At 59.5% G+C, this 16,109-nt stretch carries 17 protein-coding genes and 1 riboswitch; of the genes, 7 read left to right on the top strand and 10 right to left on the bottom strand.

Annotation, left to right across the window (positions count from 1 at the left end):
- Positions 1–54 precede the first annotated feature (54 nt).
- A riboswitch (cobalamin riboswitch) is annotated at positions 55–290 on the bottom strand.
- 153 nt (positions 291–443) lie between these two features.
- The gene (locus KW839_RS18585; RefSeq protein WP_060541496.1) at positions 444–1,028 is read left to right on the top strand and encodes a hypothetical protein; all 585 of its coding nucleotides are present in this window, start codon (positions 444–446) and stop codon (positions 1,026–1,028) included.
- Between the two features lie 67 nt (positions 1,029–1,095).
- On the top strand, positions 1,096–2,409 hold the full coding sequence (locus tag KW839_RS18590) for a sorbosone dehydrogenase family protein (RefSeq protein WP_218425141.1): 1,314 nt from the start codon (positions 1,096–1,098) through the stop codon (positions 2,407–2,409).
- Between the two features lie 140 nt (positions 2,410–2,549).
- On the opposite strand, the gene KW839_RS18595 is transcribed toward KW839_RS18590, so the two are convergent.
- From KW839_RS18595 to KW839_RS18620, 6 genes are all read right to left on the bottom strand, one after another.
- A complete protein-coding gene (locus KW839_RS18595; protein WP_060541494.1) occupies positions 2,550–3,212 on the bottom strand; it encodes an O-methyltransferase in 663 nt (220 codons plus the stop codon).
- 18 nt (positions 3,213–3,230) lie between these two features.
- Positions 3,231–3,767 (bottom strand): C40 family peptidase, encoded by a 537-nt coding sequence (locus KW839_RS18600; RefSeq protein WP_060541493.1) that lies wholly within the window; start codon positions 3,765–3,767, stop codon positions 3,231–3,233.
- Between the two features lie 166 nt (positions 3,768–3,933).
- Complete coding sequence (locus KW839_RS18605) at positions 3,934–4,569, bottom strand: C40 family peptidase (RefSeq protein WP_060541492.1); 636 nt, start codon at positions 4,567–4,569, stop codon at positions 3,934–3,936.
- Between the two features lie 222 nt (positions 4,570–4,791).
- Positions 4,792–5,496 carry a DnaA regulatory inactivator Hda gene (gene hda, locus KW839_RS18610; protein ID WP_007898944.1) on the bottom strand — a complete coding sequence of 235 codons (705 nt, stop codon included), beginning with the start codon at positions 5,494–5,496 and terminating at the stop codon, positions 4,792–4,794.
- A gap of 229 nt (positions 5,497–5,725) precedes the next feature.
- Positions 5,726–6,799, bottom strand: a complete 1,074-nt coding sequence (locus tag KW839_RS18615; protein WP_218425142.1) for an AI-2E family transporter — start codon at positions 6,797–6,799, stop codon at positions 5,726–5,728.
- 34 nt (positions 6,800–6,833) lie between these two features.
- Complete coding sequence (locus KW839_RS18620; RefSeq protein ID WP_218425143.1) at positions 6,834–7,883, bottom strand: DUF2066 domain-containing protein; 1,050 nt, start codon at positions 7,881–7,883, stop codon at positions 6,834–6,836.
- A 386-nt stretch (positions 7,884–8,269) separates the two neighbouring features.
- On the opposite strand from KW839_RS18620, the gene purM reads away from it, so the two are divergent.
- From purM to KW839_RS18645, 5 genes are all read left to right on the top strand, one after another.
- Positions 8,270–9,328 carry a phosphoribosylformylglycinamidine cyclo-ligase gene (gene purM, locus KW839_RS18625; protein ID WP_060541489.1) on the top strand — a complete coding sequence of 353 codons (1,059 nt, stop codon included), beginning with the start codon at positions 8,270–8,272 and terminating at the stop codon, positions 9,326–9,328.
- An 11-nt stretch (positions 9,329–9,339) separates the two neighbouring features.
- A complete protein-coding gene (purN, locus tag KW839_RS18630; protein ID WP_060541594.1) occupies positions 9,340–9,990 on the top strand; it encodes a phosphoribosylglycinamide formyltransferase in 651 nt (216 codons plus the stop codon).
- A gap of 8 nt (positions 9,991–9,998) precedes the next feature.
- Positions 9,999–10,712, top strand: a complete 714-nt coding sequence (locus KW839_RS18635; protein WP_218425144.1) for a DUF3108 domain-containing protein — start codon at positions 9,999–10,001, stop codon at positions 10,710–10,712.
- A 221-nt stretch (positions 10,713–10,933) separates the two neighbouring features.
- Positions 10,934–11,350 carry an OsmC family protein gene (locus tag KW839_RS18640; protein ID WP_218425145.1) on the top strand — a complete coding sequence of 139 codons (417 nt, stop codon included), beginning with the start codon at positions 10,934–10,936 and terminating at the stop codon, positions 11,348–11,350.
- A gap of 62 nt (positions 11,351–11,412) precedes the next feature.
- Positions 11,413–12,273, top strand: a complete 861-nt coding sequence (locus KW839_RS18645) for a pirin family protein (protein ID WP_060541486.1) — start codon at positions 11,413–11,415, stop codon at positions 12,271–12,273.
- 121 nt (positions 12,274–12,394) lie between these two features.
- Here KW839_RS18645 and KW839_RS18650 read toward each other — a convergent pair whose 3' ends face one another.
- From KW839_RS18650 to KW839_RS18665, 4 genes are all read right to left on the bottom strand, one after another.
- Positions 12,395–13,123: a dienelactone hydrolase family protein gene (locus KW839_RS18650; RefSeq protein WP_218425146.1), complete on the bottom strand. Its 729-nt coding sequence runs from the start codon at positions 13,121–13,123 to the stop codon at positions 12,395–12,397.
- A gap of 67 nt (positions 13,124–13,190) precedes the next feature.
- Positions 13,191–15,095 carry a molecular chaperone HtpG gene (gene htpG / locus KW839_RS18655; protein WP_218425147.1) on the bottom strand — a complete coding sequence of 635 codons (1,905 nt, stop codon included), beginning with the start codon at positions 15,093–15,095 and terminating at the stop codon, positions 13,191–13,193.
- Between the two features lie 81 nt (positions 15,096–15,176).
- Positions 15,177–15,629 carry a PaaI family thioesterase gene (locus KW839_RS18660; RefSeq protein WP_060541484.1) on the bottom strand — a complete coding sequence of 151 codons (453 nt, stop codon included), beginning with the start codon at positions 15,627–15,629 and terminating at the stop codon, positions 15,177–15,179.
- On the bottom strand, positions 15,626–16,102 hold the full coding sequence (locus KW839_RS18665) for a PaaI family thioesterase (protein ID WP_060541483.1): 477 nt from the start codon (positions 16,100–16,102) through the stop codon (positions 15,626–15,628). The genes KW839_RS18660 and KW839_RS18665 overlap by 4 nt, the downstream gene beginning before the upstream one ends.
- Between the last annotated feature and the right edge of the window lie 7 nt (positions 16,103–16,109).

Consider the following 16,109-nt stretch of genomic DNA (forward strand, 5'->3'; position numbering starts at 1 on the left):
AACGGCGGGCAGGCACAAGAATAGGTGGCAACAAGCCTGGCATCGCCCACCGTGATGCCACTGGATGAATCAGGCCGGTCTCCGGGCTCATGAGCGGCTTTGCGCCAGGCTGCGCGCCTTCCCATGTCGACAATGGACACAGTGGCTCAAGGCGCAGCTTTCACTCATTTACCGTTGCGGGGGCAGCGCCGGGATTGTGGGCTTTCGAACCCATCGAAGGCTCACTCACCGGCTTCCCTGTTTCACTCTGTCGACCCAAGCCACAGAGCACCTGAAACAAGCCGCGAAGGTTAGAGGGTTGGGGGTGGAGCGTCAATTAAAGCCGGGACGCTGGAGAGCAATTAAGTGCGCTTATCAATAATCCGACAGCGATCTTGTGCCTTGGCCTCAGCAGTGATATCAAAGCGCCATAAATTTACTACACAATAACAAGGGTGAACCCCATGCAAGGCATGATCATCAGCAATCCGAAGCTGGAATTCCTGCGCCCGGCGCTGGAACGCTGGTTCGACTGCATCGACCGTTACAACGCCATACGCGGCGACGCTGAAACGCCGTACTGGCACGACGAAAAGGCCAATCTTGGATTGCTCTCCGTGGCAGCCTGGATGGCCGAAATGGTCACCCTGCAACAGACGCAAACCCGCAAACAGACCGAAGAAGGCGAACGCAACAGCCGCGCCGATCTGTTTCTCGCGACACCCGACACCCGCGCCTACATCCAGACCAGCCAGCGCTGGCCACGGGTCAACAGCCTCAATGTGACTCAGGCATTGCTCGACGTCACCAGCGATGCCAGGCGCCTGAGTCATGCCAGCGAGCTGAAACTGGGCTGCCTGTTCGTCGCCCCGCACAAAGCCCAGCAGGGTGCCACGCCGGAAGAGCTGCAGGACATGGTCGACGACCTGCAAAAGGAGCATACCTGCGCCGTGGCTTGGTACTTCCCCTACGCCTATCGCAAGTTGCGCAACGAGGCCGGCAACTACCACCCCGGGATTGCCGTGCTTTTCAAAGAAGCTCGCACCTGAGGCGTTGAACCTTCGCGCGATAACGCTTCTCTATGATTAGAAGAAGGTATTCATAGGGAAGCCCAGCATGCGCACCGCCCAGCTCTTTGTCATGATTACGCTCGTCGGTGGGCTCGCCGCCTGCGGTGAAAGCGCCAGCCTGAAAGTCGCCGACGGCACCGGGCCGTCCCCCCAGCTCCCGCAACCCAACAAAACCCTGCTGCCGACGATCAACATAGCGCCGGCAACAGGCTGGCCGCAGGGCGCGAAACCGGTCGCCGCGACAGGAACTCAAGTGGCGGCGTTCGCCGAAAACCTGGACCACCCTAGATGGCTGTACGTGCTGCCCAACGGCGACATTCTGGTGGCGGAAACCAATGCGCCACCCAAACCCGATGATGGCAAGGGCGTTAAAGGCTGGGTAATGAAGAAGGTCATGGGCCGCGCGGGTGCTGGCGTACCGAGCCCGAATCGAATCACATTGTTGCGCGACAAGGACCACGACGGCGTTGCCGAAACCCGCACAGTGTTCCTGCAAAACCTCAACTCGCCGTTTGGCATGACCCTGGTCGGCAATGACCTGTACGTGGCCGACACCGACCGCCTGCTGCGTTTTCACTATGAAACCGGCGATACGGTGATCAAGGCGCAACCAATCAAAGTGCTCGACCTGCCGGGCGGCACGCTGAATCACCACTGGACCAAAAACGTCATCGCCAGCAAGGACGGCAGCAAGCTGTACGTTACCGTTGGCTCCAACAGCAACGTCGCCGAACACGGCATGAACAAGGAAGAGGGTCGCGCGGCGATCTGGGAAGTCGATCGCACCACCGGCAACCAGCGGATTTTCGCCTCCGGCCTGCGCAACCCCAACGGTATGGACTGGGAACCGAAAAGTGGCGCGCTGTGGACGGCGGTGAACGAGCGGGACGAGATCGGCAGCGACCTGGTGCCGGACTACATTACCTCGGTCAAGGACGGTGGCTTTTACGGCTGGCCGTACAGCTACTACGGCCAGCACGTCGACGTTCGCGTAGACCCGCAAAACCCGCAACTGGTGGCCAAGGCCATTCCTCCGGATTATGCCGTCGGCCCGCACACGGCCTCCCTGGGCCTGACCTTCGCCGAGGGCAGCAAGCTGCCTGCGCCATTTACCCAGGGTGCTTTCATCGGCCAGCAAGGCTCATGGAACCGCAAGCCGCACAGTGGCTACAAAGTGATTTTCGTGCCCTTCAACGCTGGCAAACCCGCCGGGCCGCCGGTTGATGTGCTGACCGGCTTCCTGAATGACGAGGAGCAAGCCATGGGTCGGCCGGTAGGCGTGGTGATAGACCGGCAGGGTGACTTGCTGGTGGCCGATGACGTGGGGAACAAGGTGTGGCGGGTGTCGGCGGTCAAATAACCGCGACGCGCCCTTAACTGTAGGAGCGAGCATGCTCCGGGCGGCGTTCCGACGATGAACTCAAGAACACCGCGGGGTATCAGACTCCCCGCGTTATCGTTAACGCCCATCGCGAGCATGCTCGCTCCTACAGAGGGGCGTCAGCGTTTGCGGCAGAGGGTCAGCCCATCCCCCAACGGCAACAACGACAGATCCACCCGCGCATCCTCCTTCAACGCACGATTGAGCGTCTGGATGGCACGGGTGTCCGCACTCTCGGGATCGCTCTCCAGCACCCGCCCACTCCACAGCGTGTTATCGAAAACCACCAACCCGCCTGATCGCAACAAACCCAAGGCATGCTCCAGGTATTGCGGGTAATTGGCCTTGTCAGCATCGATGAATACCAGGTCGAACTGCCCGCCCTGCCCTTGCCGTTCAAGCTCGGCCAGGGTTTCCAAAGCCGGCGCCAGGCGCAGGTCAATCCGCTCGGCGAGGCCGGCCTCCTGCCAGTAACGGCGTGCGGTAGCGTTGTAGTCCCCCGGGATATCACAGCAGATCAACGCACCGTCCGCCGGCAAAGCCGCCGCCATGCACAGCGCGCTATAACCGGTAAAGGTGCCAACCTCCAGCACACGCCTGGCACCGGTCAGTTTCACCAGCAGAGCAAGAAACTGCCCCTGCTCCGGTGCCACCTGCCAACGCGCCATGGCTAACGCCTGGGTTTCATCGCGCAGGCGCTCGAGCAACGGCGTTTCGCGCAGGGAAACATCAAGCAGGTATTGATACAAAGCGTCGTCAAGGTTGAGTGTGCGGGCGGTCATGGCCACAACCTCGGGCTACTACGGATTACGCGCCAGGTGCTCAGGTTCCAGCACACGTTTGGCACTCAGATAGGCCTTCTGCCAGTACGCCTTGGACAAACTGTCGAGCTTGACCGTGCCACCCGTGGCCGGTGCGTGCACGAAGCGTCCCTCGCCGACATAAATCCCGGCATGGCTGACCTGGGAGCCGCCATTGGTGGCGAAGAAGATCAGATCGCCGGTCTGCAGGCCTTCCTTGCCCACGTTGGCCGCTCGCATGGAGATCATTTCGCGAGTGGTCCGCGGCAAGGAGATCCCCGTGACATCACGGTACACGTAGGCGATCAACCCACTGCAATCAAATCCGGAATCCGGTGTGTTACCTCCCCAGCGATAAGGTGTACCCACAAGGCCCAGGGCGCGAAACAGCACATCTTCCGCTTCAGGTGAAAAGGCTTGTGAGGATCCGAATACGATGGGCGCGCGAACCACCGGCGCAGGAGGCGGTGTGCGACTGGCGCAGGCGCTGAGCAGCGCTGCGAAGCAGATGATTGCGAGGCGGGCCGAGGTCATCATTAGCAGTGCATCCTGATCTGGCTGCGGCTTTTTTCTGCCGGGAGTGCAGAAAAGAAAACCGCCTGCGTGTCACGCAGGCGGTTTGCCATCATTCGTAGATCAGAATTTTAGCGGCTACGCGGCAAACTTCAAGTAAGACTTTAAGTTAACCCTACAAAATGTCGGATTACTTGCGCGCCGTGACGATTGCAGGGCTTGCCGCCGGAGCCATCGCAAGGGCGCGCTTGGCTTCGATGAAGGTCTTGCTCCAGTAGCTGTCGCCCAGGCTATCGATGCGCACACCACCGCTGCGGCGGCTGCTGGAGTGGATGAACTGGTTGTCGCCCAGGTAGATGCCGGCGTGACTGACGCGACCGCGACGACCATTGGTAGCGAAGAACAGCAGGTCGCCCGGCTCAAGCTTGCTGCGTGAAACCAGCGGCGCATCGACGTTGATCATTTCGCGAGTGGAACGCGGCAGATTCATGCCCGCCTCTTCGCGGAACAGGTAACCGATGAAGCCACTGCAATCGAAGCCGGCTTCGGAGGTACCGCCGAAACGGTAACGGGTACCGATCAGGGACATGCCACGTTCGAGGATGCTGTCAGCCAGAACCGGGAGCTGGTACGACTTGCCATCGGCGAAGTCAGCCAGTTCTTTTTCAGTGGCCAGCTCTTCCTGAAAAACGCTGGAAGACTGGGCGGTAACAGAATTTTTTACCTGCTGTTGCGGGGCTTGCTCGGACACCGGAGTGTGGGCAGCGCAACCAAACAGAAGGGTAACGAGTGCGAGAGGCACGAGGGGTGCGAAGCGATTTAGCATGGGCACGACCGTGGCTGAAGTTGTAAAGAAGCCGAGACTATGCCCGCTATCAACCTCATTTGCAAATTCAATCAATCTTTTTGTGACTTATCAGTTTCTCGTTAACATCTAAGCGCTTAAGCCCATTTTGAAAAGTCGCGCAGCCTGCAACCCTGCAGGAAAGCGTGTTTTCTGGCGCCTGAAATATGCCGAGCCGGCCAAAAGCCCCGGTTTTAGCGGGCTCTACCAGCCCAGGGTTTCTTTGAGGAACGGGATGGTCAGCTTGCGCTGAGCCTGGAGCGAGGCCTGATCGAGACGCTCGAGCAACTCGAACAACGCACTCATGCTGCGGGTACCGCGAGTGAGGATGAAATGCCCGACTTCGTCGGTCAGGTGCAGACCGCGACGTGAAGCGCGCAATTGCAGGGCACGCAATTTGTCTTCATCGGAAAGCGGACGCATCTGGAAAATCAGCGCCAGGGTCAGGCGGGATTTGAGATCCGCCAGCTTGACCGGCAATTCGCGAGGCGAGGTCGATGCTGCAATCAGCAGACGTCGGCCACTGTCGCGCAAGCGATTGAATAGATGAAACAGTGCTTCTTCCCAGTCGGCTTTTCCGGCCACCGCCTGCAGATCATCCAGACAGACCAGCTCGTATTGTTCGAGGTTGTCGAGAATCTCAATGCCGCGATCGAGCAATTCAGCCAGCGGCAGATACACCGCAGGCTCCCCCAACTGCTCGAAACGCAGGCAAGCCGCCTGCAACAGATGCGTACGCCCTACCCCGTCCTTGCCCCAGAGGTAGATCAGGCTCTCGGTCCAGCCGGCGTCGGCTTCGCACAGCCGCTCGACATAGCCGAGTGCAGCGGCGTTGGCGCCTGGGTAATAGTTGATAAAGGTGGCGTCGTCACGCAGACGCACACCTAGGGGCAGCTGAATCGGTTTCATGCTGACTGAACAGTTCCAAAGGAACCGTTAGTGGCCTCTGTGTAAAGTTTGCGAAGTTTATACCCGTGAAGCTGGCCGCACAATGCGACAGACCACAAGCAAAATCAAAGGTTTGCGTTAACGCACTGGTTTTATGACAGTTTCTTTGGCGGTACATGTGACAGTCAGATGACGGACAAGGGCCACCCCGGCATCAAACCGGGTAGCCCGATGAACCCCGGCGACAACCTTATTGCCCAGGCCCCTCTACGTTGCCATAGGCATTTGAAACCTTATATAGGTCATGCATATGTCGCACCAGCACCATGATCACCGCCGCAACGGGCAACGCCAGCAGCACGCCGGTAAATCCGAACAGCTCACCACCGGCCAGAATCGCGAAGATCACTGCCACCGGGTGCAGGCCAATCCGGTCGCCCACCAACAGCGGCGTCAGCACCATGCCCTCCAGCGCCTGGCCGACCATGAAGACGGCGGCGATGCCCATCATCGGATACAGATCGCCACCAAACTGGAACAGACCCGCGATCAATGCCGCGCCAATGCCGATGATAAACCCCATGTACGGCACAATCGCGGCCAGGCCGGCAATCATCCCGATCAACAGCCCCAGCTCCAGGCCCACCAGCATCAGGCCGGCGGAGTAAATCACGCCCAATGCCACCATCACCAGCAACTGCCCGCGAATGAACGCACCGAGTACTTCATGGCATTCATCCGCCAGGGCGACAACGCGCTCTTCGCGATCACGGGGCAGCAGGCCGCGGATCTTGGCCATCATCAGATCCCAATCGCGCAGCAGGTAAAAACTGACCACCGGAATCAACACCAGATTGGCCAGCCAGCCAATCAACGCCAAGCCTGAAGCCGTTGCTTGCGTGAGTACCACGCCGACAATGTCGGATGTCTGGCCCACATGCTCGCTGATTGCCGCCTTTAGCTTGTCGAATTTCCAGAAACCTTCCGACAATCCGAACTTCGATTGCGCCCAGGGCAACGCCGTATGCTGCAGCCAGTCGAGCATTTGCGGCGCCAGCTCATACAAATGAAACAACTGCCTGGCAAGCATTGGCACCAGCACCAAAAGCAGCGCGCTGAAGATCAGGGTAATCAGCGCAAACACCGCTACCACGCTCCAGGTCCGTGACAGCCCGGCCTTCTCCAGCCGGTCGACCACCGGATCAAACAGATAAGCCAGCAGCAACGCCACCAGGAACGGCGTCAGGATCGGATGCAGCAACCAGAAAAAACCACAAAGCAGGACCACCCCACCAAGCCAAAACCACTGCCGCGTATCGGCCATGCACAACTCCTGCTTTTATATAAGGAAAGAAAAACTACCAGCGAAAACTCAACTGAGGCGTAGGCGCAGGCGCAGGCACAACAGCCGGTGCCGAACCGTCTGCCGCAGGCTGAGCCGGGGCTGGCGGCGCACTCACCGGCTGCTCCTGCAACCTCGCCAGCGACAGTTGCGCACGCAACTGGTCGGCGCTGCCATTGACCCGATAGAGAATCCGCTCGCCATTGACGCTTTGCACACGCCCGCCAAAGGGCTCCAGCAACCGCCCAAGCGTCGCATACCGCTCAAGGTTCATGCCCTGCACCTCGAGCAATTGCTGCCCCGTAGCGCCCGGCTTGGCGACGAATCGAGGCGCCAGGCGCTCGTTGACCTCCAGCATGACTGCATCGGCCACGCCGGCCTGATCAGCACCCTGGACGCTGCCTGCCTCTTTCTGGTCGCCCAGCCACAGCCGCCAATTGGCTTGCCATTGCCCACCTTCCTCACGGGCATGCACCGCCAGCAACGCATCGGCGTTGTAGCGCTCGGAGGCAGCATGCAAAGGTGCCGGATCGGCGCTTTCCAGGTTCGGCGCGGTGGCTACTATCTGCTCATTCAGGTCCGCCAGCGGCAGACGCAAGGGCAAACCACGGTGTTGGGCCGCCCGCCGCAGCGGCGCCGCGCTGGCCTGACCGTCACCCACCAGGCTGGTTCCCTCGGCAGATTCGTTCAGCCACCAGCCCAGGATCGACGGCCGATTAGCGCCCCACATGGGTAATCCGGCACGGCGCAAGGCCTGCTCGGTGGTGCCCGGATCGAAATCGACTTTCAACACTTCCGGTGGTCCGGCATCAAAGCCGTACTGGCTGATGATTTGCTGAGGGTCCTTGCGAATGGCCGCCAAACCCGGACTTTGCGCGGCTTTTGGATCGCCGGTCAGGCGCACCACCAGCGTATCGAGTGCCCGCTGAGTGGCCTGATCGCGCTCCTCTGCGGACTGCCCATTCACCGGCTCGCGCACCTGATAAAGGCCTTTGACGGTTTCTGCATGGCTGATCAGGCTGAACAAGGACAGACAACCCACAAACAAGAATTTACATAAACGCATGGAAGATTCCTGACGACAAGAGCGGCTGGAACTGACCGCATGAAGACAATAGAGCAAGGCTGTGACCCTCGCCCGACGCAAAACATTCACAGGTACCGGGTAAGTTTTCGCACTGTCATAACGATAGCCGGTTAATTGCGATACCTTTATACAGCCGTGCAGGATGCCACCGACACCGAGTCTGTAGCGGTTTTTTTAAGCGGATATGACCCTGTGGTCGGCCTGAGGATGGCCGCTGCGGCTCAAGCCTGATAAAATCGCGCGCCTTCGCAGACCGGCAACAGCCGGGCAGTGTCCGAATAGCGTGCAAGGCTCTCGCCTACGCAGTTTCGGCGTTCCCGCTGGGCTCGGTCGTTACCCAGAAATCCCCCCTAAAGGCCTGGATCATGAGCAAGCAACCCTCCCTGAGCTACAAGGACGCCGGTGTAGACATCGACGCCGGTGAAGCATTGGTCGAACGCATCAAGAGCGTCGCCAAGCGCACTGCGCGCCCGGAAGTCATGGGCGGCCTGGGCGGTTTCGGCGCCCTCTGCGAAATCCCGGCTGGCTACAAGCAGCCTGTGCTGGTTTCCGGTACCGACGGCGTCGGCACCAAGCTGCGCCTGGCACTGAACCTGAACAAGCACGACAGCATCGGCATCGACCTGGTTGCCATGTGCGTCAATGACCTGGTGGTGTGCGGCGCCGAGCCGCTGTTCTTCCTCGACTACTACGCCACCGGCAAACTGAACGTCGACACCGCTGCTCAGGTTGTGACCGGTATCGGCGCAGGCTGCGAACTGTCGGGATGCTCCCTGGTCGGCGGTGAAACCGCTGAAATGCCGGGCATGTACGAAGGTGAAGACTACGACCTGGCCGGCTTCTGCGTCGGCGTCGTGGAAAAATCCGAAATCATCGACGGCTCCAAAGTCGCTGCCGGCGATGCCCTGCTCGCCCTGCCGTCTTCCGGCCCGCACTCCAACGGTTACTCGCTGATCCGCAAGATCATCGAAGTGTCCGGTGCCGACATCGAAAACACCCAGCTCGACGGCAAGCCCCTGACCGACCTGCTGATGGCCCCGACCCGTATCTACGTGAAGCCGCTGCTCAAGCTGATCAAGGAAACCGGCGCTGTCAAAGCCATGGCCCACATCACCGGTGGCGGCCTGCTGGACAACATCCCGCGCGTTCTGCCAAAAGGCGCCCAGGCGGTGGTTGACGTGGCGAGCTGGACCCGCCCGGCAGTGTTCGACTGGCTGCAAGAGCAAGGCAACGTCGACGAAAACGAAATGCACCGCGTGCTGAACTGCGGTGTGGGCATGGTCATCTGCGTGGCTCAAGAGCACGTAGAAACCGCCCTGAAGGTTCTGCGCGAAGCCGGCGAACAGCCATGGGTCATCGGTCAGATCTCCACCGCTGCCGAAGGCGCGGCCCAGGTCGAACTGAAGAACCTCAAGGCACACTGATGCAAGAGCGGATGTCCAACACCTGTGATGTCGTGGTGCTGCTCTCCGGCTCCGGCAGTAACTTGCAGGCCTTGATCGACAGCACGCGGACCGGCGACAGCCCGGTCCGCATCGCCGCGGTGATTTCCAATCGTGCCGACGCCTACGGCCTGCAACGCGCCAGGGATGCGGGTATCGACACCCGTACCCTGGATCACAAGGCGTTCGAGGGCCGCGAAGCCTTCGATGCCGCGCTGATCGAACTGATCGACGCCTTCAACCCAAAACTCGTGGTACTGGCCGGATTCATGCGCATTCTCAGCGCCGGATTCGTGCGCCACTATCAGGGTCGCCTGCTCAATATCCACCCGTCGCTGCTACCCAAATACAAGGGGTTACACACCCATCAGCGCGCGTTGGAGGCCGGCGACACCGAACACGGCTGCTCCGTTCACTTCGTCACCGAGGAACTCGATGGCGGACCACTGGTCGTACAGTCAGTAATACCCGTAGAGTTGCAGGATTCGCCGCAGAGTCTGGCGCAGCGAGTCCATGTTCAGGAACACCTGATCTACCCGATGGCCGTACGCTGGTTTGCCGAAGATCGTTTATTGCTCGGCGAGCAAGGTGCTTTACTGGATGGACAGTTACTTGCGGCCAGCGGCCACTTGATTCGACCCTAGGAGATTTTATGCGTCGCGCCCTGCTCTTCGCTTGCGCTCTGCTCGCCCTGCCCTTTGCCCAGGCGGCAGAACTTCAACCTTTCTCCGCCAGCTACACCGCCGACTGGAAACAGTTGCCCATGAGCGGTACCGCCGAACGCAACCTGGAAAGTCTCGGCGATGGAAAATGGAAGCTCAGCTTCAAGGCGTCGATGATGATCGCCAGCCTGACCGAAGAAAGCACCCTGACCCTGGACAAGGACACCTTGCTGCCACAGTCCTACCACTTCGAACGTGGCGGTTTGGGCAAGGCCAAGAAGGCCGACCTGGACTTCGACTGGGCCAGCAAAATGGTCACCGGGACCGATCGCGGTGACGCGGTCAAGATTCCACTCAACCGTGGCATGCTCGATAAATCCACCTACCAGTTGGCGCTGCAGCACGACGTCGCCGCTGGCAAGAAAAGCATGAGCTATCAGGTGGTCGATGATGGCGAAGTCGATACCTATGACTTCCGCGTGCTGGGTCCGGAAAAAGTCGACACCAAGGCCGGCCAGATCGATGCGATCAAGGTCGAGCGCGTACGCGACCCGACACAAAGCAAGCGCATCACCGTGCTGTGGTTCGCCAAGGACTGGGACTATCTGCTGGTTCGCCTGCAACAGGTCGAAACCGACGGCAAGGAGTACAACATCATGCTCCTGGACGGCAAGGTCAACGGCAAGGCCGTCAAAGGCAACTGATCCGCACCGATACGACAAGCCCCGCACTCGCGGGGCTTTTTTTTGTGAATCAAAAGATCGCAACCTGCGGCAGCCCCTACACCGATCTCTAAGCTGCAGCAGGCTGCGATCTTTTGATTTGCCCCCGAAGCAATCCATTGGAACGCGAATCCAGCGTAATGCTCTATACCTTCAAGATCTTTTTGATCGAATGATTTTTCCTGCTACCAGCGAGGTTTGCTATGACTGTTACCGTCAATACCGTCTCCGCCGAAGGTTTTCGCCACAGCGTACAAATCGACGATCACGAACTCTTTGCCGATGTCCCGGTTTCCTCGGGTGGAGAAGGCTCGGCACCGGAACCCCACGATTATTTCGATGCCGCACTGGGCGCCTGCAAAGCCCTGACCCTGAAGCTGTATGCCAGGAAAAAAGACATTCCGCTCACTGGAGTAGGCGTCGAGGTCAAGCGCGACAACAGTCAGGAGAACAAAGGCCAATACGCGCTGCACGTCAAACTGACCCTCAAGGGCGTGCTCACCGATGCCCAGCGCGATGAACTGCATCGTGTGGCCGATCGCTGCCCGATCCACAAGCTGATGACCACCAGCGACGTCAGCATCGAAACTCACCTGTCCGAAGGTGCGTTCAGCCAATAGCGGCAAGGGCTGAGCAAGCGGGTTATGCTCGACCGCATCACCCGCTCAACCTGGAATGCACCATGAACACTCCGCTCGTGATCCGCCCTCGCGCCGAAGATGTAGAAGGCCAGCCGATTCTGCGTCCATTGCCGTCGGCCAAATGTCGCAGCGTCGGGCCATTCGTGTTTTTTGACCACATGCTGGAAACCCGTTATCCGGCAGGTAAAGGCATGAACATCCGCCAGCATCCACATATCGGCCTGTCCACCCTCACCTACCTGTTCCAGGGGCAGATCCAGCACAAGGACAGCCTCGGTTCCGATCAGGTGGTGGACGCCGGAGACGTCAGCTGGATGACCGCAGGCAGTGCCATTGCCCACGTAGAACGCACGCCGCAAGCTCTGAAGGACAGCGGTTTCACGATGCATGGCCTGCAGATCTGGCTGGCCTCGCCCAGGGATCACGAACAGGGGCCGGGGCACTACAGCCATCATCCGGCGGCGACACTGCCGGTCAGCGAAAACCTTGGGGTGAAGATCCGCATGATTGCCGGAACAGGCTTTTGCCTGGAATCACCAGTGCCGGTGCTTTCACCGACGCTGTACGCGCAATTGGAGCTGCAAACGGCGACGACGCTGGTGATTCCCACCGAGCATCAAGAGCGTGCGCTGTATGTATTGAGCGGCGAGGTGCAACTGGATGGCGAACTACTGGAGCCGCATTCGCTGGTGGTGCTGCCGGTCGGGGAAGAAATGACACTGTTCGCCGAGAGCGACTGTCATGCGGTGCTGTTTGGCGGTGCGCCGCTGGATGGGCCACGACGGATCAACTGGAATTTTGTCGCCAGCGACCCGGCGGCTATCGACGAAGCACGCCGGCGCTGGGCGGCCGGGGATTGGCCGACAGTGCCGGGGGAAGTTGAGCGGATCGAGTTGCCCTGATTTCTCTGGTGCCTGTGCTGGCCCCTTCGCGAGCAAGCCCGCTCCCACAGGGTTCGACGGTGAATCAAACCCTGTGGGAGCGGGCTTGCTCGCGAAGAGGCCGGTACAGGCGCCGACTGAGTCACCCCTTGAACACTTCATCCAGCAAATTGTGCATCGAGGTGAACGCCCGAGCCGCGATCTTCGCGTCATACATCATCATCCCCGGCACCTGGGCGTGCGGGTCGGTGAACGAGTGGAACGCACCGCCGTAGCTGAGCAACTGCCAGTCCACCCCGGCCGCGTTCATTTCCTCTTCGAACGCCGGCAGTTGCTCCTTGGGCACCAATGGATCGGAAGCGCCGTGCAGCACCAGCACCTTGCCCTTGATGTCGTTCGCATCGGCCGGGTTCGGCGTATCGAGGGTGCCATGGAACGACACCGCCGCTTTCACTGGCGCACCGGTACGGGCGAACTCCAGCGCACAGCAACCGCCAAAGCAGAAACCGAACGTCGCCAGTTTCGAGCTATCGACCACCGCCTCACCCTGGCTTTGCAGCTGTTCGAACGCCACTTGCATGCGCTTGCGCAGCAATGCCCGGTCATCCTTCAACGGCATCATCGCCGCGCCCGCCTCGTCGTTGTTCTGCGGGCGAAGTGATTGGCCATAGATGTCCGCGATCAACACCACGTAACCCTTGGCTGCCACCGATTTGGCAATCTCTTCGGCACCGGCGCTGACGCCCATCCAGTTCGGCGCCATCAACAGGCCCGGGCGCGGGCCTTTATGGTCAGCGTCGAAGGCCACACGACTTTCATACGGCTGGCCGTCAATCTGATAGACAACGGAACGTACAGTGACTTGGCTCATTTGTGACTCCTGATTGTTGAACACCAGAATGAAAAAACCCGCCGAAGCGGGTTTTTCTGCAACACAGTTAAGCCGATAACTCGACCAACAGCTTGTTCAGTCGGCGCACATATTCCGCCGGGTCTTTCAAGCTGTCACCGGCCGCCAGGGCTGCCTGATCGAAGAGGATGTGCGACAGGTCGCCGAAGCGCTCGTCGCTCTGCTCGTTGTCGAGCTTCTCGATCAGCGGGTGAGCCGGGTTGAATTCGAAAATCGGCTTCGAATCCGGAACCTTCTGACCGCTGGCTTCGAGGATCTGCCGCATCTGCAGGCCCAGGTCCTGTTCACCGATGGCCAGGATCGCCGGGGAATCGGTCAAACGATGGGATACCCGAACTTCAGCCACGGACTCGCCCAACGCGGTTTTCAGACGCTCAACCAGACCTTCTTTGGACTTGGCGACCTCTTCTGCGGCTTTCTTGTCTTCTTCCGAATCCAGATTGCCCAGGTCCAGGTCACCGCGAGCCACGTCGACAAAACTCTTGCCGTCGAAATCGCTGAGGTAGCTCATCAGCCACTCATCGATGCGGTCGGTCAGCAACAGCACTTCGATGCCTTTCTTGCGGAAGACTTCCAGGTGCGGGCTGTTCTTGACTTGCGCGTAGGTTTCGCCAGTCAGGTAGTAGATCTTGTCCTGACCTTCCTTGGCGCGGGCCAGGTACTCGGCCAGGCCGACAACCTGTTCGCCGTCGTTACCGTTGGTCGAGGCGAAACGCAGCAGGCCGGCGATTTTCTCTTTGTTGGCGAAGTCTTCCGCCGGGCCTTCTTTCATGACCTGGCCGAAGTTTTTCCAGAAGCCCTGATACTGCTCAGGCTCGTTTTTCGCCAGTTTTTCCAGCATGTCCAGGACGCGCTTGGTCAACGCCGACTTCATGGAGTCGATGATCGGGTCTTTCTGCAGGATCTCCCGCGACACGTTCAGCGACAGGTCATTGGAGTCAACCACGCCCTTGATGAAACGCAGGTAAAGCGGCAGGAAGGACTCAGCCTGATCCATGACGAACACGCGCTGTACATACAGCTTCAGGCCCTTTGGCGCTTCACGCTGGTACAGGTCGAACGGAGCACGGGTCGGCACGTACAGCAGCGAGCTGTATTCCAGCTTGCCTTCGACCTTGTTGTGGCTCCAGCTCAGCGGGTTTTCGAAGTCGTGAGCGATGTGCTTGTAGAACTCCTGGTATTCCTCGTCCTTGATTTCGGTGCGAGGACGGGTCCACAGGGCGCTGGCGCGGTTGACGGTTTCCCATTCGACAGCCGGCTGCTCTTCGCCTTCGACAGCGGCCACTTCTTTTGGCAACTCGATCGGCAAGGCGATGTGGTCGGAGTATTTCTTGATGATGTTGCGCAGGCGCCAACCATCGGCGAACTCGTCTTCACCGGACTTCAGGTGCAGGACGATGCGAGTGCCGCGCTCGGCCTTGTCGACGGTTGCAACTTCGAAATCGCCTTCGCCTTTGGACGACCAATGTACGCCTTCGCTGGCCGGGCTGCCGGCGCGACGGCTGAACACGTCGACTTTGTCGGCGACGATGAAGGCGGAGTAGAAACCAACACCAAACTGACCGATCAGGTGCGAATCTTTCTTCTGATCACCGGTCAGGTGCTTCATGAAATCTGCGGTGCCGGATTTAGCGATAGTACCCAGGTGGGTGATCGCATCTTCGCGGCTCATGCCGATGCCGTTGTCTTCGAGAGTGACGGTTTTAGCGTCCTTGTCGAAGCTCACACGGATTTTCAGTTCCGCGCCACCTTCCAGCAATTCTGGTTTGGCCAAGGCCTCGAAGCGTAACTTGTCGACGGCGTCAGAGGCGTTCGAGATCAATTCGCGAAGGAAAATTTCCTTGTTGGAATACAGCGAATGGATCATGAGGTGCAGCAGTTGCTTCACCTCGGTCTGGAAGCCCAGGGTTTCCTTTTGAGTTTCCACACTCATGGTCATCAAACTCCAATCAGATGGCATAAGCCGCGACCTTGAGGGTCGGCGGCGGGTTGTCATCAGAGTTTGGGGCGCCGTTCAGGATTTCAAGGGCTCCTGGAGTTTGAAATGTGCCCGGGCCGTCGCGATGGGTTCGGCCTCGGTGCTTTGCCAGGCGGTAATCGCCACGTTGGCGACCCGGCGGCCCTGGCGGCAAACCTGGCAACGGGCCCAGGTGTCGCGAAATTGTCCCGCCCGTAAATAGTCCAGGGAGAAGTCGATGATCTTCGGCACTCCGGGCGAGCCGGTAAAAATCAGCAGGTGCAAGGCTGCTGACAATTCCATGAAACCGGCAATCACCCCCCCATGGATTGCCGGCAACAGCGGGTTGCCGATGTTGTCCTTGTTGGCCGGGAGGCGGAACAGCAACTCATCGCCAACGCGAGAGCATTCGACACCGATCAGTCTGGCGTAGGGAATAAGATCGAGCAGCGAGGCGTAGTCGCCCTGCTCATGGGCCTGGCGCAATTGCTCCTGCAAAAACTCAGTCATTTCGCACCTCCGGCAATCCTGCCGGCCATGCCTTTGCCGCCCTTGATGCCCGTGCCCATGCGCATGAAGGTGCCGACTACATGCGCGATCGGTTGTTCGGGATCGTCCTGATAGGCAAAGCCACGGGCGAAAATCACGTCAGTGGTCACTCGGTAACACTGGGCAAAGCCGAAAACATCTTTGTGTGGTTCGGCGGCATGCATGTAATCGATGCGCAAATCGAGGGTCGGGCAGACTTCGAATTCGGGCAGCACGCAGAGCGTGGCCATGCCACACGCCGTATCCATCAATGTGGTCAAGGCACCGCCGTGAATGACCCCGGTCTGTGGATTACCAACGATTTGCCGGCTGTAGGGCAGAATGATCGTCATTCCATCGTTGCTGGCGCTGTGAACCTGCAAACCGAGTACCTGACAGTGCCGCAGGGCCGACATAAACCGTGTTGCGCGCTCAAAAACGGGGTTTTCAGCCATTTCATTA

Source organism: Pseudomonas sp. PDM31, assembly GCF_019218965.1.
Lineage (GTDB): Bacteria > Pseudomonadota > Gammaproteobacteria > Pseudomonadales > Pseudomonadaceae > Aquipseudomonas.